This window comes from Arenibacter echinorum, assembly GCF_003259375.1.
GTDB classification, from domain to species: domain Bacteria; phylum Bacteroidota; class Bacteroidia; order Flavobacteriales; family Flavobacteriaceae; genus Arenibacter; species Arenibacter echinorum.
This window is the reverse complement of record NZ_QLLN01000003.1, coordinates 242,309-254,626: the sequence shown is the minus strand read 5'-3', so window position 1 is coordinate 254,626 and position 12,318 is coordinate 242,309. Positions and strand designations below refer to the sequence as shown.

General features: G+C 38.3%; 10 protein-coding genes. 7 read left to right on the top strand and 3 right to left on the bottom strand.

Features of this window, described 5'->3' with window-relative positions:
- Positions 1 to 41: 41 nt before the first annotated feature.
- Positions 42 to 2,453, top strand: a complete 2,412-nt coding sequence (locus tag LV92_RS08295; protein ID WP_111623190.1) for an alpha-ketoacid dehydrogenase subunit alpha/beta — start codon at positions 42 to 44, stop codon at positions 2,451 to 2,453.
- A gap of 119 nt (positions 2,454 to 2,572) precedes the next feature.
- A complete protein-coding gene (locus LV92_RS08290; protein WP_111623189.1) occupies positions 2,573 to 2,935 on the top strand; it encodes a DoxX family protein in 363 nt (120 codons plus the stop codon).
- A gap of 139 nt (positions 2,936 to 3,074) precedes the next feature.
- Here the strand turns inward: LV92_RS08290 and holA are convergent, their stop codons facing one another.
- A complete protein-coding gene (gene holA / locus LV92_RS08285; RefSeq protein ID WP_111623188.1) occupies positions 3,075 to 4,073 on the bottom strand; it encodes a DNA polymerase III subunit delta in 999 nt (332 codons plus the stop codon).
- 26 nt (positions 4,074 to 4,099) lie between these two features.
- Here holA and LV92_RS08280 point away from each other — a divergent pair, with 26 nt between their 5' ends.
- From LV92_RS08280 to LV92_RS08270, 3 genes are all read left to right on the top strand, one after another.
- Complete coding sequence (locus tag LV92_RS08280) at positions 4,100 to 4,549, top strand: type I restriction enzyme HsdR N-terminal domain-containing protein (RefSeq protein ID WP_111623187.1); 450 nt, start codon at positions 4,100 to 4,102, stop codon at positions 4,547 to 4,549.
- A 159-nt stretch (positions 4,550 to 4,708) separates the two neighbouring features.
- On the top strand, positions 4,709 to 5,713 hold the full coding sequence (locus LV92_RS08275) for a glycosyltransferase family 2 protein (RefSeq protein ID WP_111623186.1): 1,005 nt from the start codon (positions 4,709 to 4,711) through the stop codon (positions 5,711 to 5,713).
- A 96-nt stretch (positions 5,714 to 5,809) separates the two neighbouring features.
- A complete protein-coding gene (locus LV92_RS08270; RefSeq protein ID WP_111623185.1) occupies positions 5,810 to 6,661 on the top strand; it encodes an OmpA/MotB family protein in 852 nt (283 codons plus the stop codon).
- An 82-nt stretch (positions 6,662 to 6,743) separates the two neighbouring features.
- Here LV92_RS08270 and LV92_RS08265 read toward each other — a convergent pair whose 3' ends face one another.
- On the bottom strand, positions 6,744 to 7,364 hold the full coding sequence (locus tag LV92_RS08265; protein WP_111623184.1) for an L-threonylcarbamoyladenylate synthase: 621 nt from the start codon (positions 7,362 to 7,364) through the stop codon (positions 6,744 to 6,746).
- 46 nt (positions 7,365 to 7,410) lie between these two features.
- On the opposite strand from LV92_RS08265, the gene LV92_RS08260 reads away from it, so the two are divergent.
- Positions 7,411 to 8,256 carry an alpha/beta hydrolase gene (locus tag LV92_RS08260; protein ID WP_111623183.1) on the top strand — a complete coding sequence of 282 codons (846 nt, stop codon included), beginning with the start codon at positions 7,411 to 7,413 and terminating at the stop codon, positions 8,254 to 8,256.
- A gap of 41 nt (positions 8,257 to 8,297) precedes the next feature.
- On the opposite strand, the gene LV92_RS08255 is transcribed toward LV92_RS08260, so the two are convergent.
- Positions 8,298 to 10,619 carry an ATP-dependent helicase gene (locus tag LV92_RS08255; RefSeq protein WP_111623182.1) on the bottom strand — a complete coding sequence of 774 codons (2,322 nt, stop codon included), beginning with the start codon at positions 10,617 to 10,619 and terminating at the stop codon, positions 8,298 to 8,300.
- 257 nt (positions 10,620 to 10,876) lie between these two features.
- Between LV92_RS08255 and LV92_RS08250 the strand changes: the two genes are divergently transcribed.
- Positions 10,877 to 12,151: an amidohydrolase gene (locus tag LV92_RS08250; RefSeq protein ID WP_111623181.1), complete on the top strand. Its 1,275-nt coding sequence runs from the start codon at positions 10,877 to 10,879 to the stop codon at positions 12,149 to 12,151.
- Positions 12,152 to 12,318 lie beyond the last annotated feature (167 nt).

Sequence of the window (12,318 nt, the reverse complement as noted above, 5' to 3'; positions counted from 1 at the left end):
ATATTGATTTGATATTTTTGCGATAAACCATCAATAGCGTAATGAATATAGATTCCGAAGCAAGCAACGATATTTCATTTGACGATTTTCAATTACAAATATTGAAAGACTATGAAATTGCAGTTACGAGCAGGGAGTGTAGCCTATTGGGCAGAAGGGAAGTTCTGACCGGAAAAGCTAAATTCGGAATTTTCGGGGATGGTAAGGAGCTTCCACAATTGGCCATGGCCAGATCTTTTAGAGATGGGGATTTTAGAAGTGGCTATTACAGGGATCAAACTTTTATGATGGCTTTGGGACTGCTTTCCCCAAAGGAATTCTTCCATGGTCTATATGCCACGACCGATATAACTAAGGAAACCATGAGTGCCGGAAGGCAAATGGGAGGTCACTTTACCACCTTTAGTCTAAATGAAGATGGAAGTTGGAGAGACCTCACCAAACAAAAAAATAGTAGCGCCGATATTTCTTGTACTGCCGGACAAATGCCGAGATTGCTAGGTTTGGCCCAGGCATCTAAAATATACAGGAACGTAAAGGTTAAAAACAGTGCCAAATTTTCGGATAATGGCAATGAAGTTGCTTGGGGGACCATTGGTAATGCCAGCACGAGTGAAGGTGTTTTTTTTGAAACCATAAATGCTGCCGGGGTATTACAAGTACCAATGGTAATTAGTATTTGGGATGACAACTATGGCATTTCCGTTCATGCGAAACACCAGACCACCAAGGAGGATATATCAAAAATTTTAGTGGGTTTTCAACGGGATAAAGACAATGCTGGCTATGAGATCTTAAAAGTGAAGGGTTGGGATTATACGGCCTTGATCCACGCTTATGAAAATGCCTCTGATATTGCCAGGGACGAACATGTTCCTGTAATAATTCATATTACAGAACTAACGCAACCGCAGGGACATTCTACCTCGGGCTCCCATGAGCGATATAAGAGTGAGGAACGATTGCAATGGGAAAAAGAAAATGATTGTAATAAGCGATACAGGGAATGGATACTGGAAAACAAAATTTCCACCGAAGAAGAGTTGAAAACGCTTGAAAAGAATATTAAAAGACAAGTCCGGAGCGCTCGTAAAGAGGCTTGGGAAGAATTTTTAACACCCCATAAGGAACAGAAAAAAATATTGGTGAACTTATTGGAAAATGCTGCTAATTCCAGTATGAACAAAATTTTTATCACCAAATTAAAAAATGATTTAATAGCCATTGAAGAACCTATAAAAAAGGATATGGCTTCCAAGGCCAGAAAGGCGATGCGCTATTTGTTGGGCGAAAGCAGCAAGGAAAAAGATCTTCTGGCGGCTTGGACCAATAATTTTTTGGAAGAATCCCAAACCAAGTTCAGTTCCTTTTTGTACAACGAACAAAGCAACAATGCGTTGAGTGTTCCTGAGGTGATCCCTACCTATGATATGGATCCCGAGCTAGTTGACGGAAGAATTATTCTTAGGGACAATTTTGATTCCCTTTTTGAAAGATATTCCCAAGCATTAATTTTTGGGGAAGATAGTGGAGCTATAGGAGATGTTAATCAGGGATTGGAAGGATTGCAAAAGAAATATGGGGAACTCCGGGTTGCCGATGTTGGGATTAGGGAAGCCAGTATAATTGGGCAAGGTATTGGAATGGCCATGAGAGGTTTACGGCCCATTGCGGAAATTCAATATTTGGATTATATATTTTATGCGCTTTTTACATTGACCGATGATTTGGCAACACTACTTTATAGGACCGTTGGGAAACAAAGGGCTCCATTGATTGTAAGGACCCGTGGGCACCGACTGGAAGGAATATGGCATTCGGGTTCGCAAATGGGTGGATTGATCCACTTATTGCGCGGCATGTACATTCTAGTGCCAAGGAATATGACCAAGGCAGCTGGTTTTTACAATACTCTTATGAAAGGAAACGAGCCGGCCTTGTTGATAGAGAGTTTAAACGGGTATCGCCTAAAAGAGCCCAAACCAAATAATCTTGGGGATATATGTACACCCATCGGAATTGTTGAAGTAGTTAGAGCTGGAAGGGATATTACTTTACTGTCCTATGGTTCTACCCTAAGAATAGTGATGCAAGCCGCTGAAGAACTTAGGGAAGTGGGTATTGATGCCGAAGTTGTGGATGCCCAGAGCTTATTGCCGTTCGATTTACGTCATGACGTACTTAAAAGCATTAAAAAAACAAATAGGTTGTTGGTTATAGATGAAGATGTACCAGGAGGCTGCTCCGCCTATCTTACGCATGAAATTATTGAGAAACAAGGTGCATATAAATATTTAGACAGTGCTCCCCAGACCCTTACCGCAAAGGCACATAGGCCTGCATATGCCACAGATGGAGATTACTTCTCCAAGCCTAACTCCGAGGATATATTTGAAAAGGTGTATGCTATAATGCACGAATCCAATCCTACGGATTTTCCTAAATTAAGATAATCGTTGCAGTATTTCTAAAGTTTCCAAAAAATTGACCATCATAATTCCTTTTGTTTTTAAATAACTAATAGCTACTTTTAACAGCTTTAAATCTATAATTTTAATAAACTATTCCCCCAATGAAAGATCTAGGCCTACTATTTCTACGGATTTCTTCCGCTATTTTAATGATAACCCACGGACTACCTAAATTTCAAAAACTTATTAGTGGTAATTTTGAATTTGGTGATCCCATTGGTATTGGTGCTGCCCCTTCCCTATTTCTTGCGGTTATAGGGGAATTTATTTTTCCAATTTTAATTATTATTGGTTTTAAAACACGTTGGGCCACAGTTCCTACTATTATAACCATGTTGGTTGCCACATTTATCGTTCATGGGGCAGATCCGTTCCCTGTAAAAGAAAAGGCCGTTTTATTTTTGGTTGCCTTTATCTCAATACTTATGTTGGGCCCTGGAAAATATAGTTTGGATAAGAAGTAAATCTCACTGCAAAAAGTCTGTTAATGCCCAAGGCCTTTAAGTCCCTCGGATCTATGGTATAATGGCTATAACCAAGCATTTCATATGTCCTAGGTTGGAATATTTTTCTTGCTCTTTGGCCTTTGGCGCCCTAATGAGGCTAGAATATTTTTATCAATAATTCTTTTAGCAAGTCCGCCTGCGAAATGTTGGAACCAACACCTTTGCCCTTAACATCCAATTCTCTTAAGCTGGAAATAATTTCACTAACACGCCTCATGGGATAATTTCTTGCCGCCGTCTGAATTTCAGAAACAAAAAACGGCCTTATACCAAGAGCGGAGGAAACACTTTTTGGCGAGTGATCCTTTAAACCGTGATAAGAAAGTAACTGTATAAAAAATGAGTACAAAAGGGTTATTGTTAGCACAAACGGATTGTCTTTTGGATTCTGGGCAAAATAATTAACAATTCTTGTTGCTTTTTCAACGTCTCTCTCCCCTATTGCTTTTTTAAGTTCAAAATTGTTATAATCTTTACTTATTCCAATATTGGATTCAATGGCTTCTGGATTAATTTCAACACCTTTTGGGACAACCAAACACAATTTCTCAAGTTCTTTATCTATCTTGCCCAAATCGGTACCAAGGAACTCTACCAAAAGATTGGCCGCCTTGAAAGTAATTCCGTAGCCCCTTGAATGCAAGGATTTTTTAATCCATTCCCCTACTTGATTTTCGTAAAGTTTTTTGCCTTCAAATATTACCCCCGATTTTTTAATGGATTTATATAACTTCTTACGTTTATCCAGTTTATTGTATTTATAGCATAATACAAGAATTGTGGAAGGTTGGGGTTGATCTGCATAGGAAACCAGATTTTCTATGCTGCGGGACAAATGTTGTGCCTCCTTTACAATGACCACTTGGCGCTCCGCCATCATGGGGTATCTCTTGGCATTGCCAACGATGTCCTCAATGGTGATTTCCTTGCCGTAAAGTATAACCTGATTAAATCCACGTTCTTCTTCCGTCAGGACATTCTTTTCTATATATTCCGCTATCTTATCAATATAGTAAGGTTCTTCACCAGTCAGAAAATATATTGGTGCTATATTCCCATTTTTTATATTGCTTACAATTTGTTTTACCTCATCCATCTAAAAAAAATCATCAACTTTGCACAATGCAACCATTAAACTTTCCGCCCTATCCCTTTCGATTCAAAAATAGGGAAAATAAAATCTATATTTTTGATGTCATACGCAAAAAATTTGTGGTTTTACAACCTGAAGAATGGGTAAGACAGCACGTAGTGCATAATCTAATTTCGGACAAAAATTATCCTAAAGCGCATATCAACGTAGAAAAGCAATTGCTTATTAATAATTTAAAAAAAAGATACGATGTGGTCGTCTTCAATCCAAATGGGTGCATCGAAATTCTTGTAGAATGTAAATCGCCCGAAATTAAAATAGATCAGGTGGTTTTTGATCAAATTGCGCGTTATAATCTTTTACTCAAAGCCAAATATTTAATGGTCACCAACGGTATGGATCATTTTTTTTGTTGTATGGATTTCGAGAAGGAACAATATAGTTTTCTTACGGACATTCCCGTTTATAGTCCCAGATAAGGGACATCTGAAATTTCCAATTATCGATTATAAACCAGGGATTTTGAATATTGGTTATCAAAATATTCAGCGGCATTTATAAATTATTTCTTTACATTGCCGACTTAATCAGAACCTCTTAATTTTAATGCATGCCTGTTGTTTTGGGCATTATAAAAAATGTTGAAAATAGCAGTAGTTATACTTAATTGGAACGGAGAATCACTTTTGGAAAAATTCCTTCCTTCCGTAACAGAATTCTCCAAGGAGGCCGATATTTATGTCGCCGACAATGCGTCTACAGATGGTTCTATCGCTTTCCTACAAAATAAGTATCCAGAAATAGGCGTCATCCTAAACTCGAGCAATGGGGGTTACGCCAAGGGATATAATGATGCTTTACCTCACATAGATGCCGATATATATTGTCTTTTAAACTCTGATGTGGAAGTAACCAAGGATTGGCTTACTCCAATAATAAAGGAATTTAAGGACAACCCTTCAGCATCAATTGTTCAACCCAAAATATTGGATTATAAAAATAAGGCCTATTTTGAATACGCCGGTGCCGCAGGTGGGTTTATAGATAAATTTGGTTATCCCTTTTGCCGGGGTCGTATTTTTAATGAATTGGAAACGGATAATGGTCAATACAATGACATAAAGGAAATATTTTGGGCTACGGGAGCATGTTTGTTTATCAAGAAAGAGGTATTCCAGGAACTAAACGGATTTGACGAAGATTATTTTGCCCATCAGGAAGAAATTGACTTATGCTGGAGGGCAAAAAATAAGGGCCATAAAGTTTATTATGTTGGAGCCTCCGAGGTGTATCACCTAGGTGGTTCTACCTTAAATAGCATGAATCCAAAGAAGACCTTTCTTAATTTTAGAAACTCCCTTTATTCGCTAATTAAAAACCTTCCAGCACGAAAAATATTCCCAATAGTACTTTTGAGACTTGTTTTGGATGGTCTAGCGGGGCTGAATTTTATTTTTCAAGGCAGTTTTAATCATTTCTGGGCAATATTGCGGGCCCATTTTAGTTTCTACAAAAATTTTAGGACCATGTACAAAAAACGCGAAAAGGCCTATTTTACAGGTAATTACTATTCTATAAAATCCATTGTTTGGGCTTATTACATAAATCATGTAAAAATTTTTAACAATTTAGTAAAAGATTAACTAAATTGGTCTCGCAAAATATTGCGTTTTACATAATTTTGCAATCATTAAAACGAACCCATTAAATTATAAATTATTAATTCTATTATCATAACTATGAGAAAAATCATTTTAGGCTGTTTAGGTATTACCCTTTTGTTGTCTTCATGTGTATCGCAGAAAAAATATGCGGATATGGAAAGCAAAGCGAAAGAAGCACAAGATTTATTAAATTCCGCGACAGTTAAATTAAACACCTGTTTGGAGGATAAAGCTGCTGCTACTTCAAAAATGCAAACTTTGGAAGATCAGAATGCCTTCCTTAAAGCCAACAATCAGGACTTGATCAACAATATGGGCAACCTTACTACCCTTACAAGTAAAGGTGCCGATAACTTGGAGAAATCCTTGGAAAGTTTAAAAGAAAAAGACCTTACTATTAGAAAGCTTAATGACGCTATTACTAGAAGGGATTCTGTTAATTTGTCTTTGGTTCAAAGTTTAAAAGGTGTTCTTGGAAACTTGGATGATGAGGATATCGAAATCAGTGTAGAAAAAGGAGTTGTATTCGTTTCTATTTCTGACAAACTTTTATTTAGAAGCGGTAGCTTCAACGTAACCAACAGAGCTAAAGAAATTTTAGGTAAGGTTGCACAAGTTGTTAATAACAAACCAGATTTCGAATTTATGGTTGAAGGTCATACCGATACTGATCCTTACAACAGTGGAGTTTTATATGACAACTGGGATTTAAGTGTGAAACGTGCTACTTCAGTTGTACGTATTTTACAAAAAGATTACGGTGTGGATCCTAAGCGTATGACTGCTGCAGGAAGAGGAGAATATATTCCTGTATCAGATGTAGCTGATAAGGCTAAAAATAGAAGAACACGTATTGTTGTACTTCCAAAAATTGATCAATTCTACAGCATGATCGAAGAAGGAATGAAAGATCCTAAGATCAACTAAGAATAACTTATTCAAATTAAAAAGCGACCTTATCGGTCGCTTTTTTTTTGTTCAATATTCAATTGGAAAACTTTCTTTGTTCTTATAATATATCCAAACTCCCCTTTCCTTCCCTAACCACTATGGGTTCATCTTCGGATAGATCTATTACTGTAGAAGCCATATTGTCCCCATAACCACCATCAATAACCACATCTACAAGATTTTTCCATTTTTCATAGATCAATTCCGGATCGGTAGTATATTCCAACAGCTCATCCTCATCGTGAATGGAGGTTGAAACGATAGGGTTACCCAAGGCTTCAACCAAGGTCCTGGCAATGGAATTATCAGGCACACGGATACCTACCGTTTTTTTCTTTTTAAATTCTTTGGGCAGATTATTGTTTCCGGGAAGTATAAAGGTATAAGGTCCTGGTAATGCCCGCTTTAGAATTTTAAAGGTAGAGGTATCTATTTGTCTTACATAATCCGAAAGGTTACTAAGATCGGCACATATAAAGGACCAATTGGCTTTCGCCAATTTTACTCCTTTGATACGCGCTATTTTTTCCAAGGCTTTGGTATTGGTAATATCACACCCCAGACCATATACTGTATCTGTTGGATAAATAATTAGGCCCCCTTTACGCAAAACATCCACCACCCTCTTAATTTCCTTAGGATTAGGATTTTCTGGATAAATTTTAATAAATTCTGACATATTATTAGTTCAAAATAAACGTTATCAATTTAATAAATAATGTTTTATGTATAAGTTTCAGTTTATTATACTGCTTGGATTCCTCTTTATAATAAACAATTCTTGTACGGAAGATCCTGTTGCAACCGACGTTGGCCCATTGGAGGCCAAAAACATTATCGATTTGGAATATGGTTCCAATTCACTTCAAAAATATGACATTTATCTTCCAAAAAATAGGAGCACTGAAACTAAAATTCTCATTTTGATACATGGAGGTGGATGGAATGCTGGCGAAAAATCGGAAATGAATGCCTTTAAAGATTTTATAAGGGATCAATTACCGGACATAGCAGTGGTAAACATGAATTATAGATTGGCCTATGAGAATAATCCGCCATATCCTATGCAAATCAATGACATAGACCAATTAGTTCAGGAATTATCCGACAGAGCTCAAGAATTTCAAATATCTACAGAGATCGGATTTATTGGTGCCAGCGCAGGTGCACACATTTCTTTATTGTGGAGCTACGCACACGACACTAAAAAACAGGTGAAGATGGTCTGTAGCATTGTTGGGCCTACCAATCTTTTGGACGAGGCATATATAAACACACCCAATCAAGAATTGAGGACCTTGTTAGATCAATTTGGGAATGATCCAGAGGTTTTGGAATTGGTTAGTCCGTTGTACCAGTTAAAATCTACTTCTCCAGCAACCTTATTGTTTTATGGAGCACAGGACCCTTTAATTCCAAATTCCCAAGGAATAAGCCTAAGAGATAGATTAATGGAATTGAACGTAGAACATCAATTTACCTTATACCCTAACGGAGGCCATGGCTGGGTGGGATTGGATCTGTGGGATACTTCCATTAAATTAAAGGCTTTTATCCAAGAGCATTTATAATTATCCTCAAACAAAAATAGTTCACTTGGGACTCTTCAGAATTAAAGTACCTCCAACTTGGCGAACCTTAGTAAAAGTTTTTTAATGTCTCCCTTATCAAATTTAATTTCAGCTTTCCTGTCATTTCCTACCCCTTCAATTTTTATAACCTGTCCCCTACCAAATCTAGTATGGTTTACTAGGGAACCTTCCGATAAATTGGGGTCTACCGAATTGGTGTTTCCCACGGGAGTACTTAGTTCCGGTTTTAGTTTACGCAGTTTTCGTAACTGATTTTCATTGGGCTTAACACCACTGGGAGGTGTGCCCTGTAAGGGTTTGTTCTGTCGTAATTTGCTTCTATCTACATCGCCGAAAATATCAACATCAATTAAGGGAGTGTATCTGGATCTCTGGACAGGTGTGAGGTTTTCAACATATTTTTCATCAATTTCCTCAATAAATCTACTTGGTTCTGCATCTACCAATTTGCCCCAACGATATCTGTTCTGAGTATATGTTAAATATGCCTGCTTTTCTGCCCTAGTAAGGGCCACATAAAACAAACGCCTTTCCTCTTCCAATTCACTTCTAGTATTCATGCTCATGGCAGAAGGGAAAAGATCTTCTTCCATCCCAACTATATAGACATGCGGAAACTCCAGGCCTTTTGCCAAGTGAATTGTCATTAAGGCCACGCGGTCATCATCTCCGGTATCTTTATCTAGGTCCGTTGCCAATGCCACATCCTCCAAAAACTCGCCTATATCCCCTTTGGCATCTGCCAATTCCTTCTGTCCTTCTACAAAATCCTTGATACCGTTCAACAATTCCTCAATATTCTCCATCTTGCCAATTCCCTCTGGAGTACCATCTTTTTTGAATTCCAGCAATACTCCGGATTTTTTGGCAACATGTTCTGCCAAGGTAAAGGCATCGGCACTTTCGTTCATGATCTGAAAGCTCTTGATCATGGCCACAAAGTCTCCCAGTTTTCTTTTGGTACCGGAATTGATCTTTAAATCTATCCTTTCAAGGTTATCCATAACCTCAAAAATTGAACGATTGTAGTGATTTGCGGCAACGGTAAGTTTGTCCAAAGTGCTCTGTCCAATACCACGTGCCGGAAAATTTATAATACGTTTAAGCGCCTCCTCATCCTTTGGATTGATAACCAATCTTAAATAGGACAGTACGTCCTTGATTTCTTTCCGCTGATAAAAGGAGAGTCCACCATAGATCCTATAAGGTATATCCCTTTTTCTAAGGGCATCTTCAATGGACCTTGATTGTGAGTTGGTCCTGTACAAAACAGCGAAATTGCCATTTGGTAATTGACTTTGCATTTTATTTTCAAAAATAGATCCGGCTACAAATCTACCTTCCTCCGCATCTGTAGGGCTGCGGTGAACCTTTATTAAAGGACCTTCGTCATTGGAGGTCCAAACCACCTTTTCCAATTGATTGGTATTTTTGGCAATTATGGAATTGGCGGCATTAACGATATTTTTGGTAGACCTATAGTTCTGTTCCAACCGGTACATCCCCACATTGTCATAATCTTTTTGAAAGTTTAGAATATTGCTAATGTTTGCGCCCCTAAAGGAATAAATACTCTGGGCATCATCCCCTACTACGCATATATTCTGAAACCTGTCCGATAGTGCCTTGACGATCAAATACTGGGAATGGTTGGTATCCTGGTACTCGTCTACAAGAATATACCTAAACCTATCCTGGTACTTGGCCAAAACTTCGGGGAATCTTGTCAACAGTTCGTTGGTCCGCAACAGTAGATCATCAAAATCCATAGCACCGGCCTTAAAGCAGCGATCCACATAGTTCTGATAAATCTCTCCCATCCTAGGACGCTTGGCCATGGCATCTGCCTCTACCAAGTCTGGATTGTTGTAATAGGCCTTTACGGTAATGAGGCTGTTCTTATAGGAAGATATTCTATTTTGTACCTGCTTATATTTATAAATATCCTTATCCAAGCCCATCTCCTTTATGATAGCGGATAAAAGACGTTGGGAATCCTGTGTATCATATATGGTAAAATTGGAAGGATAGCCCAATTTATCGCCATCGAACCGTAAAAGCTTCGCGAAAACGGAATGAAAAGTACCCATCCATAGGTTTTTGGCTTCGGAGGTACCCACAATATCTGCAATACGCTTCTTCATTTCCCTAGCAGCCTTGTTGGTAAAGGTCAACGCCAAAATGTTAAAGGCATCCACCCCCTGGCTCATCAAATAAGCAATGCGGTAGGTCAATACTCTTGTCTTACCGGAACCTGCCCCTGCAATTACCATCAAAGGCCCGTCCTTATGCAAAACAGGAGCCTTCTGGGCTTCATTTAATTCGTTAATATAGTTCTCCAAAACGTATGTAGATATTAAGCTCGTTACGATCGGTGAATTTAACCATAATTAGCCTTATCAAAAAATCAACTTTAATATTTGTGATAATCCAACCGAGTTAATAGTTCTATTTTGAATATATTTATCATACAAATCCAATTTTACGAAAAACAGCACTTTTTATGATGTTGCTCATCTGTAAAATTATTGAAAACTAGGTTCAGTGTTTAAGACAATTAAGTCTTGGGCATCTATAATTTTAAATCCCATTTAGTAATATGAAGTTATATTTAATTCTCCCAATGCTTTTATGGTGTTTAAATTCCTCGGCTCAGAAATATAATTTTGAAAAGGAATATAAGGGTATTGAACTAAAGGTAATAGATTGGAGGAGGGATTTTCACCAAAATCCGGAATTATCCAATAGGGAGTTCAAGACCGCTGAAAAAATAGCATCTCATCTGAAATCCTTAGGGATAGAGGTACAAACAGGAGTTGCCAAAACTGGGGTTGTAGGTGTATTAAAGGGCAATAAAAATGGAAAGGTAATCGCTTTAAGGGCTGATATTGATGCCTTACCGGTTACCGAAAGAAACGACCTTACGTTTAAATCTACTGTGACATCCGAATTTCTAGGACAAGAGGTCGGTGTTATGCACGCCTGTGGTCATGATACCCATACGGCCATCCTTATGGGGGTTGCGGAAATTCTGTCCAAAAATAGGGACAAGATTAAAGGAACCATTAAGTTTATTTTTCAACCTGCCGAAGAAGGTCCTCCTCCAGGGGAAGAAGGTGGAGCTCTTTTAATGTTAAAGGAAGGGGTTCTTAAAAATCCGGATGTGGATGCTATTTTTGGACTTCATATTAACTCTGCTACGCCAGTTGGCGTTATTAGGTATAAATCTGAAGGACTAATGGCGGCAGTGCAACGATTCGTTATAAAGGTGGAGGGAAAACAAACCCATGGCTCACAACCATGGAAGGGTATAGACCCCATTCTTATCAGCGCCAAGATAATAGATGGCCTACAGACCATTATTAGCAGGGAAGTTAACCTTACCAATGAAGCAGCGGTTATAAGTGTGGGCAAGATTACAAGTGGTGTCCGTTTTAATATTATCCCTGAAAGTGCGGAAATGATAGGAACCATAAGAACTTTGGACTATGACATGCAAAAACAGATTACCGAGAGAATGAAAGAAATGGTACCTGACATTGCCAAGGCGTATGGCGGTACGGCGACTATTGAGATAAAAAGCAATACGGACATTACCTTTAACAATCCCGAACTGGTAGTAAAAATGCTACCTACTTTAGAAAGGATCGCGGGCCAGGATAATGTGCAAATCCAAAAAGCCGTAACCGGTGGCGAAGATTTCTCTTATTTTCAAAATGAGGTACCGGGATTCTTCTTTTTCTTGGGAGGCATGACTCCGGGAAATGCGGAGTCTTTTCCACATCATACGCCTGACTTCAGCATAGACGAAAATGGAATGATCCTTGGGGTAAAGGCACTCACAGAAATGAGTTTGGACTTCCTGAACAACTAAAAACTCTGTAAAACTGAGGAAGCCCAATTTAATATAGTGGTATACGGATTTTGCAGTCTTTATGTGGCATTTTAAAAGTACCTTCCAACTAAAAGAACAGTGTTTATCGGAAATGGAAAATGGTGTTTTCCACACAAGCAGCCATGGTCTTTGATATGGGTAAATGT